18 protein-coding genes and 1 pseudogene are annotated in these 19,856 nt (G+C 73.0%); 14 read left to right on the top strand and 5 right to left on the bottom strand.

The features are described 5' to 3' along the window. The 3 genes and pseudogenes from AF1_RS08205 to AF1_RS08195 all read right to left on the bottom strand — a co-directional run. Positions 1-400: pseudogene (locus AF1_RS08205) on the bottom strand (AfsR/SARP family transcriptional regulator); the annotation flags it as partial. Positions 401-422: 22 nt separating this feature from the next. Then, entirely contained in the window at positions 423-1,292 is an 870-nt protein-coding gene (locus AF1_RS08200; protein ID WP_067794534.1) for an HAD family hydrolase, read from the bottom strand. Positions 1,293-1,653: 361 nt separating this feature from the next. Beyond that, positions 1,654-2,307 carry a sigma-70 family RNA polymerase sigma factor gene (locus AF1_RS08195; RefSeq protein WP_067794531.1) on the bottom strand — a complete coding sequence of 218 codons (654 nt, stop codon included), beginning with the start codon at positions 2,305-2,307 and terminating at the stop codon, positions 1,654-1,656. Positions 2,308-2,458: 151 nt separating this feature from the next. Between AF1_RS08195 and AF1_RS08190 the strand changes: the two genes are divergently transcribed. The 8 genes from AF1_RS08190 (at position 2,459) to AF1_RS08155 (ending at position 10,962) form a co-directional block, all read left to right on the top strand. Continuing rightward, positions 2,459-3,751, top strand: a complete 1,293-nt coding sequence (locus AF1_RS08190) for a putative quinol monooxygenase (RefSeq protein WP_067794552.1) — start codon at positions 2,459-2,461, stop codon at positions 3,749-3,751. A 1-nt stretch (position 3,752) separates the two neighbouring features. Further along, on the top strand, positions 3,753-4,004 hold the full coding sequence (locus tag AF1_RS08185; RefSeq protein WP_067794528.1) for a glutaredoxin family protein: 252 nt from the start codon (positions 3,753-3,755) through the stop codon (positions 4,002-4,004). A 298-nt stretch (positions 4,005-4,302) separates the two neighbouring features. Further along, the gene (locus AF1_RS08180) at positions 4,303-5,046 is read left to right on the top strand and encodes a redox-sensing transcriptional repressor Rex (RefSeq protein ID WP_067794525.1); all 744 of its coding nucleotides are present in this window, start codon (positions 4,303-4,305) and stop codon (positions 5,044-5,046) included. Positions 5,047-5,083: 37 nt separating this feature from the next. Beyond that, entirely contained in the window at positions 5,084-6,571 is a 1,488-nt protein-coding gene (locus tag AF1_RS08175; protein WP_084262574.1) for a glutamyl-tRNA reductase, read from the top strand. A gap of 44 nt (positions 6,572-6,615) precedes the next feature. Continuing rightward, positions 6,616-7,485 (top strand): hydroxymethylbilane synthase, encoded by an 870-nt coding sequence (gene hemC, locus AF1_RS08170; protein WP_242608636.1) that lies wholly within the window; start codon positions 6,616-6,618, stop codon positions 7,483-7,485. A gap of 164 nt (positions 7,486-7,649) precedes the next feature. Continuing rightward, positions 7,650-9,179: a bifunctional uroporphyrinogen-III C-methyltransferase/uroporphyrinogen-III synthase gene (locus AF1_RS08165; RefSeq protein ID WP_255218786.1), complete on the top strand. Its 1,530-nt coding sequence runs from the start codon at positions 7,650-7,652 to the stop codon at positions 9,177-9,179. Positions 9,180-9,194: 15 nt separating this feature from the next. Next, positions 9,195-10,184: a porphobilinogen synthase gene (gene hemB, locus AF1_RS08160; protein WP_067794519.1), complete on the top strand. Its 990-nt coding sequence runs from the start codon at positions 9,195-9,197 to the stop codon at positions 10,182-10,184. 139 nt (positions 10,185-10,323) lie between these two features. Next, positions 10,324-10,962, top strand: coding sequence for a bifunctional DNA primase/polymerase (locus AF1_RS08155; protein WP_067794517.1), 639 nt, complete (start codon positions 10,324-10,326; stop codon positions 10,960-10,962). 11 nt (positions 10,963-10,973) lie between these two features. On the opposite strand, the gene AF1_RS08150 is transcribed toward AF1_RS08155, so the two are convergent. Then, positions 10,974-12,650, bottom strand: a complete 1,677-nt coding sequence (locus AF1_RS08150) for a serine/threonine-protein kinase (protein WP_067794513.1) — start codon at positions 12,648-12,650, stop codon at positions 10,974-10,976. A 100-nt stretch (positions 12,651-12,750) separates the two neighbouring features. Between AF1_RS08150 and hemL the strand changes: the two genes are divergently transcribed. Then, positions 12,751-14,046 carry a glutamate-1-semialdehyde 2,1-aminomutase gene (gene hemL / locus AF1_RS08145; protein ID WP_067794510.1) on the top strand — a complete coding sequence of 432 codons (1,296 nt, stop codon included), beginning with the start codon at positions 12,751-12,753 and terminating at the stop codon, positions 14,044-14,046. Here the strand turns inward: hemL and AF1_RS08140 are convergent. Beyond that, positions 14,043-14,954: a dihydrodipicolinate synthase family protein gene (locus AF1_RS08140; RefSeq protein WP_067794507.1), complete on the bottom strand. Its 912-nt coding sequence runs from the start codon at positions 14,952-14,954 to the stop codon at positions 14,043-14,045. The two genes, hemL and AF1_RS08140, sit on opposite strands and share 4 nt — an antisense overlap. A 134-nt stretch (positions 14,955-15,088) precedes the next feature. Between AF1_RS08140 and AF1_RS08135 the strand changes: the two genes are divergently transcribed. From AF1_RS08135 to resB, 5 genes are read left to right on the top strand one after another with little or no spacing between them, the layout of a single operon-like run. Next, a complete protein-coding gene (locus tag AF1_RS08135; RefSeq protein WP_084262572.1) occupies positions 15,089-16,057 on the top strand; it encodes a LysR family transcriptional regulator in 969 nt (322 codons plus the stop codon). A 28-nt stretch (positions 16,058-16,085) separates the two neighbouring features. Then, positions 16,086-16,724 carry a histidine phosphatase family protein gene (locus tag AF1_RS08130; RefSeq protein WP_067794504.1) on the top strand — a complete coding sequence of 213 codons (639 nt, stop codon included), beginning with the start codon at positions 16,086-16,088 and terminating at the stop codon, positions 16,722-16,724. Positions 16,725-16,770: 46 nt separating this feature from the next. Further along, the gene (locus AF1_RS08125; protein WP_067794502.1) at positions 16,771-17,361 is read left to right on the top strand and encodes a TlpA family protein disulfide reductase; all 591 of its coding nucleotides are present in this window, start codon (positions 16,771-16,773) and stop codon (positions 17,359-17,361) included. A gap of 37 nt (positions 17,362-17,398) precedes the next feature. Then, positions 17,399-18,142 carry a cytochrome c biogenesis CcdA family protein gene (locus AF1_RS08120; RefSeq protein WP_067794500.1) on the top strand — a complete coding sequence of 248 codons (744 nt, stop codon included), beginning with the start codon at positions 17,399-17,401 and terminating at the stop codon, positions 18,140-18,142. Position 18,143: 1 nt separating this feature from the next. Next, positions 18,144-19,856, top strand: coding sequence for a cytochrome c biogenesis protein ResB (gene resB, locus AF1_RS08115; RefSeq protein ID WP_084262570.1), 1,713 nt, complete (start codon positions 18,144-18,146; stop codon positions 19,854-19,856).

The raw sequence follows: 19,856 nt of genomic DNA, 5'->3' as shown, positions 1-19,856 counted from the left end.
CCGGCTCCGGCGGCCCGTCCCACAGCGCGAGCCCCTCCTCGGCCGCGGCGAGCGCGCCCGCGTGGTCGCCGTCGCGCGAGCGGCGCGCACTCGCGGACGCGGCGAGCAGCACGGCGCACGCGTCCACCGCGGACTCCTCCAGCCCCAGCCGGTACCCCAGCGCGGTGCTCACGATGACGTCCGCGCCCAGTTGCGACCGGGCCCGCGACACCACGACCTGCAACGCCTTGACCGGGTTCTCGGGACGGGTGTCCGGCCACAGTCCCCCGACCAGCCGCATGGCGGACACGCCCGCTCGCGGTTCGCCCGCGAGCAGCGCGAGCAGCCCGCGCAGCCGGGGGCTCGTCACGTCCCGTCCGCGGCAGGCGGCCCGGGACAGCAGCGCCAGCTCGACCGTCATGCGGACAGGCTAAGCCGGAAGATCAGCTCGTGCGGTAGTGCCGGCGAAGCGCGATGCCCGCCGCGACGCCGCCCGCGATGGCGCCCGCGCCCGCGGCGGCGGGCAGCGCGACCATCGTGACCTTGCGGCCGGTGCGGAAATCGTGGATCGGCCAGCCGTGGTCGCGGGCGTGGGCGCGCAGCTCGGAGTCGGGGTTGACGGCGTGCGGGTGGCCGACGGCGGTCAGCATCGGCAGGTCGTTGATCGAGTCGCTGTAGGCGGAGCAGCGCGCGAGGTCGAGGCCCTCCCGCTGGGCGAGCGCGCGGACGGCCTCCGCCTTCGCCGGCCCGTGCAGCAGGTTCCCGACGAGCCGCCCGGTGTAGACGCCCTCGCGGGTCTCGGCGACGGTGCCGAGGGCGCCGGTGAGGCCGAGGCGGTGCGCGATCGTCCGGGCGACCTCGACGGGCGTGGCGGTGACGAGCCACACCTGCTGGCCGGCGTCGAGGTGCTGGAGCGCGAGGGTGCGGGTGCCGTGCCAGATGCGGTCGGCCATCACCTCGTCGTAGATCTCCTCGCTGAGCTTGACGATCCCGGCGACCCGCTGCCCGGCGACGAACGCGAGCGCGGCCTCCTTGGCGCTGCCGATGTGGTCGTGGTTCTCGGTGCCGCGCAGCCGGAACGCGGCCTGCCCCCACGCGAACATGGCGAGGTCGCGCATGGTGAACAGCTTGCGGGCGGCGAGCCCGCGCGCGAAGTAGTAGATGGACGCGCCGCGCATCATCGTGTTGTCGACGTCGAAGAACGCCGCCGCGGCGGGATCGGGCTCGGGCAGCGGACCGGGCGGGGCCGCGGCCGCGGCGGCGGCCTCCCCGGCGCTCTTGTGGTCCACGTCGCGTTGCCAGAATCGCCGCATGAGGCGAAGCCTAGTCAACCGCCTCCCCGGGACCGTCCTCCCGGCGCCGGTTGCGACAGTCTTCACTTTTGTCATATGCGGCCGCAATCAGGCGTTCACGCAGTACGGCGCGGAACTGCGGATCCGGTCCCGGTTCGCCGGCCCGCAGCCGGGTCAGCACGTCTCCCCGTTCGGTGACGCGTCGTCGTCTCGTCTTCACAGCCCGGTTCTCATCGGCCGCTCCTTTGCGGAATCCGGGCGCGAAATCGCCCCTGCCCGCAGAACGATCCTGCGGCGCGGCGGGTTACGGCCCGATGATTAATTGATAAACAGTCCAATGAAGCACCTCCGGGCGGGGTCGGTCAACGGGCCGGCGAACGGGTCACAGGCGCAGATCGTCCGGCAGCATACGGCTCAGCGACCGGACGGCCCGGTACTGCAGCGCCTTGATCGCGCCCGGTTTCTTGTCCATGATCAGCGCGGTCTCGGCGACCGACAGGCCGTGCAGGAACCGCAGCACGATGCATTCCTGCTGCTCGGATCCGAGCCGCCGGACGGCCAGCAGCAGCGTCCGGTTCGTCATCGCGTCCAGGACGGCCCGCTCCGGGCCCTCCTGGTGGCGGTCCGGCTCGATGAGCTCGGCGGTGCAGACCTCCAGCCGGTAGCGGCCGGACTTGAAGTGGTCGGCGACGAGGTTCCGGGCGATCGTCACGAGCCAGGCCCCGAAGTCCTTGCCCTGCCAGTGGAAATCGCAGATCCGGCGGAGGGCGCGCAGGAACGTCTCGCTGGTCAGGTCCTCGGTGAGCGAATGCGTCCCGACCCGGTAGTAGACGTACCGGTAGACGAGTTCGACGTAATGGTCGTAGAGGCAGCCGAACGCGTCGGCGTCGCCGTCGCGGGCGCGCAGTACCAGCGCCTTCAGGACCTCGGCCCGGTCGGTGCCCGGCTCGGCGGCGGGGCGGGCGATCCGGGCGGCGCGGGTACGGGAAGACCGAGGAAGCGGGATGACCCCGGCATCGAGGGTCAAGCTGCTCATGCAGTTCTCCTCGGGGCGTACGCGACCTCCGGCGTGATCTGTCACTCTAGATACCGGAAGGCGCGCGAGGCAATGAGCGCAAAGTGCTTATCGGGTGCTTTCCCCGGCGCGGTTACCCGTCCACGCGCGGCATCGGGCACCATTGGGCGCGATGGTCGACGCTCTTCTCGCGCTTCTGGCGACCCTTGGTGCCCTGGCGGCCACCGGGTTGCTGGTCCAGCGCGCCTACAAGGACCGGCTGCTCTACCTCATCGCCTGGTCGTTCACGCAGGTCGGGCTGACGCTCGCGCTGCTGTGCATGGCGCTCGGCTTCATGATGGGGTTCAACGGCCCGCTGTTCCGCGTCATGGAACTCGGTGCCGCGCTGATCGGGCCGGTGTGGCTCGCGCTCGGCATGATCGAGCTGATCGCGCGGTACGTGCAGGTGCGGTTCGGCGCCTGGCTGTTCGCGATCTCCTACACGGTCGTCGCGATCGTCATCCTGATGCTGGACCCGCTCAAGGGGTCGCTCTCCAAGAGCCTGCCCAAGCCCGGCTCCACCTATGACGCGCTGCCGCTGCTGCTGATCGACGGCGCGCACGTCGTCGCGGTGATCTCCCTGGCGGCCTGCACCGGGGTCACCGCGTGGCTGGCGAGCAAGCAGGACCGGGAGGCCGGCGAACTGCTGATCCCGATCGCGCTGGTCGCCCTCGCGGGCGTGCTGGTCGTCAGCGGCAGCCGCGGATTCCTGCCCGCCCCGGTCGCGGTGATCGCGCTCGGCGCCGCCGTCGGCCTGGTCTGGTACGGCGCGATGCGGACGATCCCGGTCTACGACGGGGAACAGGGCTACGACGAGTACGGGGAGGAGCCCGCGAGCGGCTACGAGGAGCAGGCGTACCCCGCGAAGCCCGCCGCGAAGCCCGAGCCCGTCCCGGCGCCGACCCCGCCGCCCGCCCCGCGCCGCGGCGAGCTGCGGTTCCCCGAGCCGGCCACCGAGGAGCCGCGCTTCTCCGGCGACCCGGCCGGGCCGACCGCCATCGACGGCATCGGCGGCCCCGCCGGGCTCCCCATCCCTGGTGGGCTCCCCGCCCCCGCCGGGACGGGCGGCATGCCGCTGCCGGGCGGCGACCTGTCGAAGGCGTGCGGCCAGATCACCGTCTACACGCTGCTGGACGGACGCGAGGAGGCCTTCGACCGGCTCGCCGCCGACCTGGTGAAGGCGGCGCGGGCGAACGAGCCGGAAACGGTGATCTTCGCCTGCCACGAGGTGGTCGGCGGCCCCACGCAGCGGATCTTCTACCAGCTGTTCCGGGACGAGGCGGCGTTCACCGCGCACCGCGGGCAGCCGCACCTGCGGCGGTTCCTCGCGGAGTCCCGCACGCACGTGCTGGCCACGAACGTGATCGAGCTGAAGCTGGGCCCGGCCAAGATGCCGCTGCCCGCGCCGGAGTTCCCCGGGAGGTGACATGGCCGCGGACATCGTGATCACGCTGCTCGGCAAGCCCGGCTGCCACCTGTGCGACGACGCCCGCGCGGTGATCGAGCGCGTCGCCGCCGACCTCGGCGTGCGGTGGGAGGAGCGCGACATCACGCGGTCGGAGGCCGACAACGAGCGGTACTGGGAGCAGATCCCGGTCACGCTCGTCAACGGCGTCCAGCACGATTTCTGGCGCGTCGACGAGGACCGTCTCCGCGCCGCCATAGCGAAGCTCCGCTAGCCGCGACGCCCCTCCGCCACATCGGCCCCACCGGCCCGGATTGTCTGGTCTGTCACATTCGATGGCGTCCCGGTGCCGGGCCCTTACGCTGGAAGTCCCTGATGGACGTCCCGCTCCGCGGTGCCGTTCCGGCCGCGAAACCGGGGGGTGACTTTGTGCGCGTGTTCACAAGGGCTAACCTGGGGGCCAGCCCCGGGCGGATCGGATCGCGGCCACCAGGCCGCCTCCCGGCCGCCCGAGCCGGGGCCAGGGGTTCCCCGAGCGCCCCGTCCCCAGCGTCGAGCCCGAAGAGCAGGCCGTGACACCTCCACGACAGAACCGGCACCGCGACCGTGCGGGCCGTGGCATCCCCGAAGCCACCGTGGCGCGGCTCCCGGTGTACCTGCGGGCCCTCACCGGGCTGCAGGAGCGCGGCGTCGCCACCGTCTCCTCCGAGGAACTGGCGGCGGCGGCCGGGGTGAACTCGGCCAAGCTCCGCAAGGACCTGTCCCACCTCGGCTCCTACGGGACGCGCGGGGTCGGCTACGAGGTCGAGTACCTCGTCTACCAGATCTCCCGCGAACTCGGCCTCACCCAGGACTGGGTGGTCGCCATCATCGGTGTCGGTAACCTGGGCCGTGCGCTGGCCGGCTACGGCGGTTTCGCGTCCCGCGGCTTCCGCGTGGCGGGCCTGCTCGACGCGGACGCCGCCATCGTCGGCCAGGAGATTTCCGGCATGACGGTGCAGCACATCGACCGGCTGGAGGACATCATCGCGGCCCACGGCGTGTCCATCGCTGTGATCGCGACCCCCGCGGGCGCGGCCCAGGGGGTGTGCGATCGCGTGGTGGCCGCGGGCGTGACCAGCGTCCTGAACTTCGCCCCCGTGGTGCTGTCGGTGCCCGACGGCGTCGACGTGCGCAAGGTCGACCTGTCCATCGAGCTGCAGATCCTCGCGTTCCACGAGCAGCGCAAGGCCGGCGGGCCGGACGAACTCGCCCCGATGCCGGACGGCGACTCGCCGCCGGGCGCACCGCAGTACGTGGAGACTGTCGAGGCATGATCGAGGGCACGGCGGGAGAGACGGCGGGAGACCCGGCATGAGCGTTCTGGTGGTGGGGCTCAGTCACCGCAGCGCCCCGGTGGCGGTGCTGGAACGGGCGGCGGTGGCCGGGGACGACCTGGTCAAACTGCTGCACGCGGTACACGCCTCGGCGAACATCGCCGAGGCCGCGATCGTCTCGACGTGCAACCGGGTCGAGATCTACGCGGTGGTCGACAAGTTCCACGGCGGCGTCTCGGCGATCTCCGAGCTGCTCGCCCTGCACTCCGGCATCCCGATGGACGACCTGTCGCGGCACCTGTACGTCCACTACGAGGAGCGGGCCGTCCAGCACGTGTTCGCGGTGGCGTGCGGGCTGGAGTCGATGGTCGTCGGCGAGGGGCAGATCCTCGGCCAGATCCGGCAGGCGTTCAAGGTCGCCCACGACGAGGGCACGCTCGGCCGCGACCTGCACGACGTCCTGCAGCAGTCGCTGCGGGTCGGCAAGCGCGCCCACCACGAGACCGGCATCGACAAGGCGGGCGCGTCGCTGGTCAGCGTCGGCTTGGACGTCGCCGCCCGGCACCTCGGCCCGCTGGCGGAGGTGCGCGCGCTGGTGGTCGGCGCCGGGTCGATGAGCTCGCTGGCCGCGGCGACGCTGAGCCGCGCCCGGGTCCGCGAGGTCGTGGTCGCCAACCGCACCCACGCGCACGCCGTGCGCCTCGCGGAATCGCTGGACGTCCCGTCCCGCGCGATAGAGCTGTCGGTGCTGGACGAGGCGCTCACCGACGCCGACCTGGTGGTCTCGTGCACCGGCGCCACCGGCCTCGTGCTGACCACGGCGCAGCTGACGGCGCGCGGCGGCGGGGACGGCGAGCGGCGCCGGTTCCTGCTCGACCTGGCGCTGCCGCACGACATCGAGCGGTCCGCCCGCGGGCTGCCGGGCGTCGAGCTGGCCGGGCTGGACGACCTGCGGACCGCGCAGGAGGCCGCGGAGGCGATCGGCCCCGCCGCCGTCGAGGCGGCCCGGCGGATCGTGTGCGAGGAGGTCGAGGCGTTCCTCAGCGCGGCCCGCGCCGCCGCCGTCGCGCCGACCGTCGTCGCGCTGCGCAGCATGGCCGCCGAGGTGGTGGACGCGGAACTGTCCCGGCTGACCGGCCGGATGCCCGAGATGGGGGAGCGGGACCGCCGGGAGATCGAGCAGACCGTGCGGCGCGTGGTCGACAAGCTGCTGCACGTGCCGACCGTCCGGGTCAAGGAGCTGGCGGCGGCGCCGGGCGGCGACTCCTACGCCGACGCGCTGCGCGAGCTGTTCGGCCTGGACCCGATGGCCCCCGAGGCGGTGACCCGCGCCGACCTGCGCGAGGACGAACCGCCGGCGGCGATCGCGCCGGAGCGCGCCGAGGCCGACCCGGCCGGACTCGCCTCCGCCGCCCCGGACGTGCCGGACGGTGTGAACGTGGAGACGGTGAACGCCCAGGCCGCGAGCGTCCGGGCGGTCAGTGCCCGGGACACGGTCCCGGCGCACGAAGGAGACGAGACGTGACCATCGACAACAGGCCGCTGCGGCTCGGCACCCGGAAGAGCCTGATGGCGACGACCCAGTCGCAGGGCGTCGCGGACGCGCTGACCCGGCTGACCGGGCATGCCGTGGAGCTGGTGGGGGTAACCACGCAGGGTGATGTCTCCCAGGCGCTGCTCGCCCAGATCGGTGGCACGGGCGTGTTCGTGAACGCGCTGCGTGACAAGATCCTGTCCGGCGAGATCGACTTCGCCGTGCACTCGCTGAAGGACCTGCCGACGTCCGAGACGCCGGGGATCGCGCTGGCCGCGACGCCACGGCGCGACGACCCCCGCGACGCGCTCTGCAGCCCGAGCAAGCTCGCCGACCTGCCGCGCGGCGCCCGCGTCGGCACCGGCTCGCCGCGCCGGGTCGCGCAGCTGCGCGCGCTCCGCCCCGACCTGGAGATCGTCCCGATCCGCGGCAACGCCGACACCCGGCTCCGCAAGGTCACCGACGGTGAGCTGGACGCGGTGGTGCTGGCGCACGCGGGCCTGAAGCGGATCGGCCGGCTGGAGGCGGTCGGCGAGGTCTTCGAGCCGGACCAGATGCTGCCCGCGCCCGGACAGGGGTCGCTCGCCCTCGAATGCCACGCCGGCCGGGACGACCTCCGGGAGCTGCTTGGAACGGTCGACGACGCCGTGACCAGGCGCGCCGTCACCGCCGAGCGGGCGGTGCTGGCCGTGCTGGAGGCGGGTTGCTCCGCGCCCGTGGGAACATACGCTGCCGAAGTAGATGAAAGGCTTCATCTGACGGCGACCGTCGCGGCGTACGACGGGAGCCGGCAGATCAGGCTGTCCGCAAGCGGCCACCCGGATGCCGCCGAGCAGATCGGACGCGACCTCGCGAACCGGCTGCTCGCGCAGGGGGCCGACCAGTTGATGGGGGAGCGCGATTGAGCCCCGCCGCGAAGACCACCGCCGCGAAGACCACCGCCACCACGACCACCGCCACCACGAAGAACGCCGCGAGCACGAAGAGCACCGCGAGCACGAAGGACACCGCGCCGGCCGGCGCGCGGCCGGCGGCCGCGCGCCGGACCGCCGACCCGGGCACGGTCGCGATCGTCGGCATGGGGCCGGGCGACCCCGCGCTGCTGACGCTGCGCGCCGCCGCCGAGCTCGAACGCGCCGACACCGTCATCGTCAGCCGTGCGCACTGCCCGGCCGACATCCTGGCCTGCTGCCGTCCGGACGCGGAGATCCTCGACACCGCCGAGGGCGACCCGGTCAAGCTCGCCGTCCGCGCCGCGAAGGCCGGGCGGCGCGTCGTCCGGCTGTTCCGCGGTGATCCGGGGCTCGCCTGCACGCTGGCCGCCGAGGGCGGGGCGCTGGCCAAGGCCGGCGTCCCGTTCGAGATCGTGCCGGGCGTGTCCGCCGTGACGGGCGTGCCCGGGTACGCGGGCATCCCGCTGACGGACGCCGACAACCGCGAGGTCCGCATCGTCGACGCCTCCGCGGGCGGCGTCGACTGGGAGCGGTTCGCCGCCCCCGGCACCACGCTCGTCATCCTCGGCGCGGAGGGCGCCGTCGCCGAGGTCGCCAAGGGCCTGGTGGCCGCGGGCCGCCCCGACTCCACGCCCGCCGCCATGACGAGCCTCGGCACCACCACCGACCAGGAGACGGTCGTCTCGACGCTGCAGAAGCTCGCGTCCGACACCAAGGGCATGGAGACGCCCGCCCTGATCATCGTGGGGGACGTGGTGAACTGGCGTGACAAGCTGTCGTGGTTCGAGACCAAGCCGCTGTTCGGCTGGCGCGTCCTGGTGCCGCGCACGAAGGAGCAGGCCGCGTCGCTGTCGGACCAGCTCCGCGGGTACGGGGCCGTCCCGGACGAGGTCCCGACGATCTCCGTCGAGCCGCCGCGCACCCCGCAGCAGATGGAGCGCGCGGTGAAGGGCCTGGTGACCGGACGCTACGAGTGGGTGGTGTTCACCTCCACGAACGCTGTGAAGGCCGTCCGGGAGAAGTTCGTCGACTACGGCCTGGACGCCCGCGCGTTCGCCGGCCTGAAGGTCGCCGCCGTCGGTGAGCAGACCGCCGCCGCGCTCGTCGAGTTCGGCGTCCACCCGGACCTCGTCCCGTCCGGGGAGCAGTCCGGCGAGGGCCTCGCCAGCGAGTGGCCGCCCTACGACGAGGACCTCGACCCGATCAACCGGGTGCTGCTGCCGCGCGCCGACATCGCCACCGACGTGCTCATCGCCAAGCTGACCGAGCTGGGCTGGGAGTGCGAGGACGTGACCGCCTACCGGACGGTCCGGGCCGCGCCGCCGCCCGCGCCGATCCGCGAGGCGATCAAGGGCGGCGGGTTCGACGCCGTGCTGTTCACCTCGTCGTCCACGGTGAAGAACCTGATCGGGATCGCCGGCAAGCCGCACAACGTCACGGTCATCGCGGTGATCGGCCCGCAGACGGCGAAGACCGCGCGGGAGTACGGGCTGCGCGTGGACGTCATGGCCGAGAAACCGTCGGTGTCGGCGCTCGCCGAGGCGCTCGCGGAGTACGGTGCCAGGCGGCGGGCGGCCCAGATCGAGGCGGGAGACCCGCTCCGCAAGCCCAGCCAGATGCGCCGGGGGGCCCGGCGCCGGAAATAGACCCACAGAGGGATCATGTCTGCACAGTTCCCCGTCGCCCGGCCGCGGCGGCTGCGCCGCGCGCCCGCGCTGCGCCGGATGGTCGCCGAGACGCGGCTCGCCCCGGCGGACCTCGTCCTGCCGATGTTCGTCAAGGAGGGCATCGCCGAGCCGCAGCCGGTGGCGTCCATGCCGGGCGTGTTCCAGCACACCCGCGACAGCCTGCGCAAGGCCGCGCACGAGGCGGCCGAGGCCGGCGTCGGCGGGATCATCCTGTTCGGCGTCCCGGCGGTGAAGGACGGCGCCGGCTCGGCCGCCGACGACCCGGACGGGATCGTCCAGCGGGCGCTGCGCGACCTGGCCGCCGACCTCGGCGACGCGATCGTGATCATGTCGGACCTGTGCCTGGACGAGTACACCGACCACGGGCACTGCGGCCTCCTCACCGCCGCGGGCGAGATCGACAACGACGCCACCCTGGAACGCTACGCGTCCATCGCCGTCGCGCAGGCCGAGGCGGGCGCCGCCGTGGTCGGCCCGTCCGGCATGATGGACGGCCAGGTCGCCGCGATCAGGACCGCGCTCGACGGCGCGGGCCACTCCGATGTCGCGATCCTCTCGTACTCGGTGAAGTACGCCTCCGCCTACTACGGCCCGTTCCGGGACGCCGCCGAGTGCGCCCCGCAGTTCGGCGACCGGTCCACCCACCAGCAGGACCCGGCGAACGCCGGCGAGTCGCTCCGCGAGGTCTTCCTCGACCTCGACGAGGGCGCCGACATGGTCATGGTGAAGCCCGCGGGCGCCTATCTCGACATCGTCCGCCGCGTCCGCGACGCCGTCGACGTCCCCGTCGCCGCCTACCAGGTGAGCGGCGAGTACGCCATGATCGAGGCCGCCGCAGAGAAGGGCTGGATCGACCGCGAGCGCACCATCATGGAGTCCCTGATGTCCATCCGCCGCGCCGGCGCCGACATCACCCTCACCTACTGGGCGACGGAGGCCGCGGTGCTCCTCGCGTCGTCCTAGCTCTCGCGCCTGCCCTGGTACGCCCTCCGGCTAGTCACTTAGGGCCCTTTCCGGGGGTTGCCGTGTCTCGGGTCCGTCCCGGCGGGCATCATCGGTAACCAAGAACCCACGTGCGACCTTGGGCTATTGGGGGGCGAAGATGCTGGCGGTCACGGGGCACAAGCGGCAGAAGGCGGCACGGGACCGGATGGCCGCGGCGGCGCGGGAGTACGCGAAGCTCGGCTGGCCCTGCTTCCCGGGGGCGCACGTCGGGGCCGACCGGGCGTGTTCGTGCGACCGGATCGGCTGCCCGGACCCGGGGGCGCATCCGGTATCGGCGGCCTGGGCGCACCAGGCCAGCGTGGATCCCGACGTGATCGGACGCTGGTGGACGAAACGCCCGCAGGCCAACATCATCCTGCCGACGGGCCGGGTCTTCGACGTGTTCGACGTCCCGGCCGCGGCCGGGACCATCGCCCTCGACCGGATCGAGCGGGAGCACGTTCCCGTCGGTCCGGTCGCGTCGTTCGGGGGCGAACGGCACCTGTTCTTCGTCGCGACCCGCGGCGCGCCCGTCGACGAGGACGAGTGGTGGTCGTGCCACCTCGACTGCGTCCCGGAGGACGTCGCCGAGACGCCGGGGATGCGGTGGCACTGCCGCGACAGCTACGTGGTCGCGCCGCCCTCCGCGCTGCCGTACGGGCGTGAGGTCGCCTGGCTGAGGCCGCCGACCCGTGACCCGCTGCCCGACCCGCTGCGGCTCCTGGAGGTCCTCGCAGACGCCTGTGAGGGCGCCTAGCGCGGGAACGCCTAGCGCGGGGCCTTGATGGTGGGCTTGGGACCCCACTTGGAGTAGGAGCCGTGCTGGATCTGGTTGCGGCCCTTCTCGGGCCCGGCGCGGACCCAGAACTTGACGGGACGGTGGTCCGCGTCGAGCTTGACGGCGAAGGCGATCTGCTGGGCGCCGGTCGCCTGGGCCATCCGCGCGTACAGGGGGCCGACGCCGGGCACCTGCGCCAGCGTCGCGGCCGGTGCCTCGCCCTCGTAGATCGATCCCGACTGCTTGAGCTTCGTCGCCGACCTCAGCAGCGCGGTCAGGTTCGCGACGGAACCGCCCTGGCGGACCTGCTCGGCCGCCCCCGGATAGCCGTGCCCGCCGAGCGCCGACGCCCTCCAGTTCTTGCCGACCCGCACGTACAGCCGGTCCTGCACGATGACGGCGTGCACCGGCTTGCGGGCCGGGCCCGTCCCGGCGAGCGTCATCGAGTAGGCGGGCCGCCCGTCCTGTCCCGGCCCGAACGTCCCCCGGCCGCTGACGGGGAAACCGCAGCAGCCGGTCTGCTGGTAGCTGAACGCCGCGCCGGACGCCCGCCCGACGGCCTGGTCGATCTGCGCGACGAGCGGCGCCGGGTCGACGCCGCCGATCGGCAGCGCCGGCTGCGGGCTGCTGCTCTGCGCGGGTGTCGGCTCGGGTGGCGCGTTCTTGTCGTCCTTCTTCAGCAGCGTCGCGGCGGCCGCGCCGGCCCCGGCGATGACCAGGACGGCGACGGCGGCGACGAGCCAGCGCTTGCGGGACCCGCCGGACTTGTCCGCGACGACCTGGTTGCGGCCGCTGCCGCGGGCCGGCTTCGGCTTCGGCGGCTCCGGCTGCAGCGCCGCCTGCGCGGCGAGTTCGGTGAGCCGGCCGCGGCCCTGCGCCTCCCAGGACGGCCCGTACGCGGACACGGCCGCGTCCTCCAGCGCGCCGAGGAAGTCGGCGGCGGATTTCGGGCGCTCCTCCGGGTCCTTCGCGAGGCCCTGGCGGACGAGTCCGCGCAGCGGCCCCGGCACCTCGTCGGCGGGGATGTCGGCCTCGCGGTGCAGCCGCGCCATGTTGCGGCCCGCGTACGGGGGACGCCCGGTGAGGCACTCGTAGAAGACCGCGGTGGCGGCGTACAGGTCGGTGGCGACGGTGGCGGGCTCGCCCCTCCACAACTCGGGCGCCGCGTACTGCGCGCCGGACCGCACCTCGGTGCCGGCGGCCGCGGTCGCGAAGTCGGTGAGCTGCGCGTTGCCGCCGGTGTCCACCAGGACGTTCGCCGGGCGGAGCGCGCCGTGCACGACGTCGCGGTCGTGCGCGGCGGCGAGGCCGAGGAGGACGCCGCCCAGCACCGACAGGGCCGCGAGCGGCCCGGTGGGGCCCTGCGCGGCCAGCACCCGCCGCAGGCTGACGCCCTCGACCCACTGCATCACGATCGCGGTGCCGTCCGCGGACTCCACGAAGTCGTAGAAGTCGACCACGTTGGGGTCCTCAAGTTGGGACAGGTTCCGCGAGGCCGCGCGGAACTGCACCAAAAACGCCTCGTCGGCCATGAGCGCGCCGTCGAGGTACTTGATCGCGACCTTCGTGCCGGTCTGGTCGTCGACCGCCCGCATCACCCGGCCCGAGGCTCCGCCGCCCAGCTCCCGCTCGTGGCTGAAGCCCGGGACCGTCCAGCCGTCAACCACGTTGAAAGCCCATCCCTCCGATGTCGTACTTGGTGGAATATCGGCCCGTACGCCGTGAGGTCAAGGCAAGTCGCCGAACTGCAACTGAGAGACTGCAACTGTGACTGATTTCGATCGCTCTCGGCAGTTGTTCGACCGTGCCGCCGGGGTCGTCCCCGGCGGTGTCAACTCCCCGGTGCGGGCCTTCGGCGCCGTCGGCGGGACGCCCCGCTTCATGGCGTCCGCGCGGGGCCCGTATCTGACGGACGCCGACGGGAACACCTATGTCGACCTGGTGTGCTCGTGGGGTCCGATGATCCTCGGGCACGCGCATCCGGCCGTGGTAGAAGCGGTGCGGGAGGCCGCGGGCCGGGGCACATCCTACGGTGCCCCGACGGAGGGCGAGGTGGACCTCGCCGAGGAGATCGTGTCCCGGACGCCGGTGGGCAAGGTCCGCCTGGTGAACTCGGGGACCGAGGCGACGATGTCGGCGATCCGGCTGGCGCGCGGCTTCACCGGCCGCACCAAGATCGTGAAGTTCGCCGGCTGCTACCACGGGCACGTCGACTCGCTGCTGGCGGCGGCCGGGTCCGGCGTCGCGACGTTCGGGCTGCCCGACACCCCGGGCGTGACGGGCGCGACCACCGCCGACACGCTGATCCTGCCGTACAACGACGTCACGGCGGTGGAGACGGCGTTCCACGACCATGGCGGCGACATCGCCTGCGTCATCACCGAGGCGGTCCCGTGCAACATGGGCGTGGTCCCGCCGCTGGCGGGGTTCAACGCGCTGCTGAAGCGGCTGTGCGAGCGGCATGGGGCGCTGCTGGTGCTGGACGAGGTGCTCACCGGGTTCCGCGCGTCCCGGTCCGGCTGGTTCGGGATCGAGGGCGTGCCGGGCGACCTGATGACGTTCGGGAAGGTGATGGGCGGCGGGGTGCCCGCCGCCGCGTTCGGCGGACGCGCCGACATCATGGACCACCTCGCCCCCGCCGGGCCCGTCTACCAGGCGGGCACGCTGTCGGGGAACCCGCTCGCCACCGCCGCCGGGCTCGCCACGCTGCGGCACGCCACAGCCGAGGTGTACGCGGCGATCGACCGGTCGGCGGAGATCGTGTCGAAGGCCGCGTCGCAGGCGCTGGAGCGGGAGGGCGTCCCGCACCGGGTGCAGAACGCGGGCAACCTGTTCTCGGTCTTCTTCAGCGACGCGCCGGTGGGCGACTTCGCCGCCGCGCAGCGCCAGGACTCCAAGGCGTACGCGGCGTTCTTCCACGCCGCCCTGGAGCACGGCGTGTACCTGCCGCCGTCGGCGTACGAGGTGTGGTTCCTGTCGGCCGCGCACGACGAGGAGGCGCTGGGGCGCGTCCTGGACGCCCTCCCGCATGCCGCCCGCGCCGCCGCCCAGGCGTCGTCCTAGAAGCGCCCTGCTCCAGGGCGCTGTCCTGGAAGAACGCTGCCCTGGAGGGCGCCGAACGCCTCCAGGGCGGCGGCGACCGGTCCGGGACGCGGTGCGCGCAGGGGAGCGCGCACCGCCGGGTCGCCGATCAGCCCCGCCTCGGCCAGGCACGCCTTGAGGACGGCGGGCGAGGGTTCGCTGAACAGCGCCTCCGCCATCGGCAGCAGCGCGTTGTGGATCGTCAGCGCCTCCGCCGCGGCACCCCGGCGCGCCGCGCCGAACATCGACGCGTAGGCGGCCGGCGCGAGGCACGCGCACGCGGCGATGCCCCCGGCCGCGCCGAGCTGGAGCATCGGGTAGATGTAGGCGTCGTCCCCGCACAGCACCGGCTTGCCGGGGTTGGACGCCAGCACGGTCAGCGTGTCGTGGTCGATGGCGCCCGCGCAGTGCTTCATGCCGGCGACGCAGTCGAGCGCGAGGATCTCCAGGAGCGTGCCGGCGGACAGGTGCCTGCCCGTCCGGTACGGGACGTTGTACGGGACGAGCGGGACGTCCACGGCCGCGCCGACGGCGGCGAAGTGCTCGACGACGGCCTCCTCGGACGGGCGCAGGTAGTACGGGACGACGACGAGCAGCGCGTCGGCGTGGGCGGCGCGTTCGCGGGCCTGCCGGATCGAGTCCCCGGTGCCCATGGTCCCGGCGCCGGCGATCAGCGGCCGGCCGTGTTCGCCCGCGACGGCGCGGCACACCTCCAGCACCGTCCGCTGCTCTTCGGGGGTCAGCAGGGCGGCCTCACCGGTCGTGCCGAGCGCGACCAGCCCGTCCACGCCGTTGTCCAGGCAGTGGACGGCGAGACGTTCGAGCGACTTCACGTCCACCTCGCCGGAGCGGGTGAACGGCGTGACGAGCGGGGCGTGGATTCCGCGCATATCAGGTCCCCTTGTTCCGGAGGCGACCGCGGTGGCCAGGCAGGACGTGGTGTGCTCTCATCCCCTGATCGTCTTCGGACAATTCCATTTAGGACAACCGAGAATTTCTTGACACCTCGTTTTAGAATTGCTTCATGCTTGATCTGGAACGGCTGCGCGCCCTGCACTCGGTCGCGACCTACGGCTCGGTCAGCGCGGCGGCCGACGTCCTGCACGTCACCACGTCGGCCGTCTCCCAGCAGCTCGCGAAGCTGGAGCGGGAGACCGGGCAGAAGCTCCTCGAACGCAACGGCCGCGGCGTCCGGCTCACCGACGCCGCCGAACTGCTCGTCGCGCACGCCGAGCGCATCCTGTCCCTGGTCGAGCAGGCGCAGGCCGACCTGGAGGCGCACCGCGGCTCGGTCGTCGGCCAGCTCGCCATCGCCGCGTTCCCCACGGCCATCCGCGGGCTCATGCCGGCGGCGCTGCGCGGCCTCCGCGCCGACCATCCCGACCTGCGCGTCCTGCTCCGCGAGGAGGATCCGCTGCGCAGCATGCCGCTGGTCTCCCGCGGCGACTTCGACATGGCCCTCGTGCAGGACTGGAACAACGAGCCCCTCCCGTTCGCCGAGGGCCTGCAGAAGGGCGTGATCTGCGACGACGTCGCCGACGTCGCGCTGCCGGCCGACCACCCGCTCGCCGGGCGCGACACGATCGACCTCAAGGAACTCGCCGGCGACCCCTGGATCAGCTCCTCCCCGGACAGCATCTGCTGCGGCTGGCTCATGCGCACGCTCCGCGCCGTCGACAGCGAACCCGACATCGACCACATGGCCTACGAGTTCTCCTCACAGCTGTGCCTCGTCGCCGCCGGGCTCGGCAACGCGATCCTGCCGCGCCTCGGCCGCTGCGACGTCCCGCCCGGCGTGGCGATCGTCCCGCTGGCGGCGCCGCTGACGCGCCGGGTGTACGCGGTGTGGCGGGAGGAGGCCGCCCGGCGCCCGGCGATCCGCGCCGCCGTCACCGCGCTGCGCGCCGCCGTCCCGGCCGACCTCCCGGCGGTGGCCCCCGTCCCGGGCCGGCCCGCGACGAGCCGGCCCGCGACGGGCGTGCGGCGCGGGTAACGTGCGGCGCGGGTAATCTGACGACGCCATGACTGAGACGACGATCGTTCACCTGCTGCGGCACGGTGAGGTGCACAATCCCGAAGGCATCCTCTACGGACGGCTGCCCGGCTACCGCCTGAGCGAGGACGGCGTCCTCATGGCGAAGGCCGCCGCCAAGTGGTTCGCCGGGCGGGACGTCACCGCGCTGTTCTCCTCACCGATGCAGCGGGCGCTGGAGACGGCCGCGCCGCTCGCGGACGCGCTGGACCTGCCCGTCACGGTGGACGACCGGCTGATCGAGGCCGACAACCACTTCGAGGGGCTGACGTTCGGGGCCGGGGCCGGCTCGCTGCGCCGCCCCGAGCACTGGCGGCATCTGATCAACCCGTTCAAGCCGTCCTGGGGCGAGCCCTACAAGCAGCTCGCCGCGCGGATGCGGGCCGCCGTGATCCGGGCGCGGGAGGCGGCGCGCGGCCACGAGGCCGTGTGCGTCAGCCACCAGCTGCCGATCTGGATCCTGCGGCTGCGCGCCGAGCACCGCCGCCTCTGGCACCACCCGACCCGGCGCGAGTGCGGGCTGGCCAGCCTGACGAGCCTGACGTTCGAGGGCAGCAGGCTGGTCGAGGTCGCGTACTGCGAGCCCGCCGCGGGCATGGCGAAGGGCCCCAGTGTCGCCGGTGCTTGAACGCACCGCTAAGTTGAATACTACGTCTTGTAGTAGGAGGGTCCCGTTGAGCCCCCGTATCTCCCCGTTCCGCGCCGCCGCCGCGGCCGTCGCGCTGTGCGGCCTGCTGGCGGGCTGCGCCGGGACGAACGCCGCCGGGAGCGGTCCGGACGGCGGCGACAACCGGTTCATCTCCGGCGGCGGGAACGTGACGCAGTACAAGCCCGCCGACCGCAAGAGCGTCCATGACGTCGGCGGGGAGCGCCTCGACGGCAAGGCGTTCAAGCTGGCCGAACTCAAGGGCAAGGTCGTCGTCGTCAACTTCTGGGCGTCATGGTGCGCGCCGTGCCGCGGCGAGGCGCCGTCCCTGGAGCAGGTCTACACCGAGAACAAGGCCAAGGGCGCCGAGTTCCTCGGTGTCAACTTCAAGGACTCCAAGGCCAGCGCGCAGGCGTTCGAGCGCAAGTTCAAGGTGACGTTCCCCAGCCTGTTCGACGCCGACGGCCAGGTCACGCTGGCGTTCCGGGAGGTGCCGCCGAGCGCGATCCCGAGCACGCTCGTGCTGGACCGGCAGGGCCGCGTCGCCGTCCGCATCATCGGCCCGACGACGTACTCCAAGCTGAACCCCCTGGTCGGCAAGGTCCTCGCGGAAAAGTGAGTCCGGTGAGCGGGCGCGCGCCGCGCGGAGCGAGGCCATGAGCGGCGTCGGCGAGACGATCGTCAGCGGGTCGCTGGTCGCGGCGGCACCGCTCGCCGCCCTCGCCGGGCTCGTCTCGTTCGCCTCGCCGTGCGTCCTGCCGCTGGTCCCCGGCTACCTGTCGTACGTGACCGGAATGACCGGCGTCGACCTGGCCGAGCAGCGGCGCGGACGGCTCCTGGCCGGCGCGCTGCTGTTCGTCGCGGGCTTCAGCGCCGTGTTCGTCGGCTACGGCGTGATCTTCGGCGGGCTCGGCCGGTGGCTGCTGGAGTACCAGGCCACGATCACCCGCGTCCTCGGCGTCGTCACGATCGTGTTCGGCCTCGCGTTCATGGGGCTCATCCCCGGCCTGCAGCGGACGATGAAGTCGGGGCGCCTCCCGGCGGCCGGGCTCGCGGGCGCGCCGCTGCTCGGCGTCCTGTTCGGGCTCGGCTGGACGCCGTGCATCGGCCCGACGCTCGGCGCCGTGCAGAGCCTCGCGATCACCGAGGCCAGCGCCGGACGGGGCGCGCTGCTGTCGCTGGCGTACTGCATCGGCCTCGGCCTGCCGTTCGTGGCCACCGCGCTCGCCTACCGCCGGGCGCTCGGCGCGTTCGGCGCGGTGAAACGCCACTACCCCCTGGTGATGCGGATCGGCGGGGGGATGCTCGTCCTCATCGGGGTGCTGCTGGTGAGCGGCCTGTGGGGGAACCTGACCATCGAGCTGAGGTCGTGGATCAGCGGCTTCGAACCGGTGATTTGAGATGACTGATACCAAGCACGAGCTCAAGGACGACCCCGCGGACGACCCCGCGGAGTCGGGCACCGAGGCGCCCGCCGCCCGCCGGGCGCCCGAGGAGGTGCCGCGTCCGGCCGGTATGGGCCCGCTCGGCTGGCTGCGATGGGGCTGGCGGCAGCTCACCACGATGCGCACGGCGCTGGTCCTGCTGTTCCTGGTCGCGCTGGGCGCGGTGCCGGGGTCGATCCTGCCGCAGCGGGGCCAGGCGCCCGAGAAGGTCGCCGCCTACCTGGACGAGCACAGGACGTTCGGCCCGTGGCTCGACCGGTTCTCGATGTTCGACGTGTTCGCCGCGCCCTGGTTCGCGGCGATCTACATCCTGCTGTTCGTGTCGCTGGCCGGCTGCGTCCTGCCCCGCGCGGTCAAGCACTACCAGTCGATGCGGGCGCGTCCGCCGGCGGCGCCCCGCAACCTGGACCGGCTGCCGCAGTCCGCGACGTACGAGACGGACGCCTCCCCGGACGAGGTCCTCGCCGAGGCCCGCAGGGTGCTGCGCGGGCGCCGCTTCCGGGCGGACGTCTCCGGTGGCGCCGTGTCCGCCGAGAAGGGCTACCTGGGCGAGTCCGGCAACCTGCTCTTCCACCTGGCGCTGCTGGCGCTGCTGTTCGCGCTCGGCCTCGGCAACCTGTTCGGCTACCGGGGGAACGTCCTGCTGACCGAAGGCAAGACGTTCGCGAACTCGCTGGGCCTGTACGACCAGTTCCAGCCGGGACGCGCGTTCGGCGGCGGCGAGCTCGCCCCGTTCACGGTCACGCTGGACGACTTCAAGGCGCAGTACGAGACGCGGGGCGCCAAGCGCGGCCAGGCCACCGACTTCAACGCCGAGATCCGCTACCGGTCCAGCCCGGACGCCCGGGAGAAGCCGTACGACCTGCGGATCAACCATCCGCTGAAGGTCGGCGGCGCGAAGGTGTACCTGCTCGGCCACGGGTACGCGCCGGTGTTCACCGTCCGCGACGCCAAGGGCAACGTCGCCTTCCAGGACACGGTGCCGTTCCTGCAGATGGAGCCGCGCAACCTGACGTCCGAGGGCGTCATCAAGGTCCCCGACGCGCAGCCCGACCAGCTCGCCTTCTACGCCATCCTGTGGCCGACGGCGACCGCGAGCCAGGACGGCAAGCAGATCGTCTCGGCGTTCCCCGCGCCGGCCCGCCCGGTCGTCACCATCACCGCGTTCAAGGGCGACCTCGGGCTGGACTCCGGTGCCCCCCAGTCGGTCTACAAGCTGGAGGGCCTCGGCAAGACGCTCCATCCCGTGAAGGGCGGCCAGAAGCTGCTGGAACCGGGGGAGACGTTCACGCTGCCGGGCGGCGCCGGCTCGGTCACGTTCGACGGGCTCAAGGAGTGGACGAGCCTGTCGGTCAACCATGACCCGGGACGCGTCCCCGCCTTGATCGCGTCCATCCTCGCGGTCCTCGGCGTGGCCGCCTCGTTCATGGTCCGGCGGCGCCGGGTGTGGGTCCGTGCGAGCGCCGGAGAGGGCGGGCGTACGGTGGTGGAGGTCGGCGGTCTCACGCTGGGGAATCCGACCTCGGAATTCGACGACATCGTGACCGCGCTGCGCGGTCCGGAGGACGAGCCCGCCCCGGAGCACGGCCGGGAGTCCGGCCCTGAGCCGGGTGAGAGCGACCCCGACGCCGATCAGGAATCCGGGTCGGCCCCCGAGACGAAGGAGTGA

Origin of the sequence: Actinomadura formosensis NBRC 14204 (assembly GCF_001552155.1) — a bacterium.
Lineage (GTDB): Bacteria > Actinomycetota > Actinomycetes > Streptosporangiales > Streptosporangiaceae > Spirillospora > Spirillospora formosensis.
This window is presented reverse-complemented; position numbering and strand designations above follow the sequence as displayed.

Coding starts and splice junctions, on each gene's coding strand:
- AF1_RS08135 (WP_084262572.1), top strand. CDS start 15,089: ATGCTTGATCTGGAACGGCTGCGCGCCCTGCACTCGGTCGCGACCTAC.
- AF1_RS08195 (WP_067794531.1), bottom strand. CDS start 2,307: ATGAGCAGCTTGACCCTCGATGCCGGGGTCATCCCGCTTCCTCGGTCT.
- AF1_RS08185 (WP_067794528.1), top strand. CDS start 3,753: ATGGCCGCGGACATCGTGATCACGCTGCTCGGCAAGCCCGGCTGCCAC.
- hemB (WP_067794519.1), top strand. CDS start 9,195: ATGTCTGCACAGTTCCCCGTCGCCCGGCCGCGGCGGCTGCGCCGCGCG.
- AF1_RS08120 (WP_067794500.1), top strand. CDS start 17,399: ATGAGCGGCGTCGGCGAGACGATCGTCAGCGGGTCGCTGGTCGCGGCG.
- AF1_RS08200 (WP_067794534.1), bottom strand. CDS start 1,292: ATGCGGCGATTCTGGCAACGCGACGTGGACCACAAGAGCGCCGGGGAG.
- resB (WP_084262570.1), top strand. CDS start 18,144: ATGACTGATACCAAGCACGAGCTCAAGGACGACCCCGCGGACGACCCC.
- AF1_RS08130 (WP_067794504.1), top strand. CDS start 16,086: ATGACTGAGACGACGATCGTTCACCTGCTGCGGCACGGTGAGGTGCAC.
- AF1_RS08140 (WP_067794507.1), bottom strand. CDS start 14,954: ATGCGCGGAATCCACGCCCCGCTCGTCACGCCGTTCACCCGCTCCGGC.
- AF1_RS08155 (WP_067794517.1), top strand. CDS start 10,324: ATGCTGGCGGTCACGGGGCACAAGCGGCAGAAGGCGGCACGGGACCGG.
- AF1_RS08190 (WP_067794552.1), top strand. CDS start 2,459: ATGGTCGACGCTCTTCTCGCGCTTCTGGCGACCCTTGGTGCCCTGGCG.
- hemC (WP_242608636.1), top strand. CDS start 6,616: ATGGCGACGACCCAGTCGCAGGGCGTCGCGGACGCGCTGACCCGGCTG.
- AF1_RS08175 (WP_084262574.1), top strand. CDS start 5,084: ATGAGCGTTCTGGTGGTGGGGCTCAGTCACCGCAGCGCCCCGGTGGCG.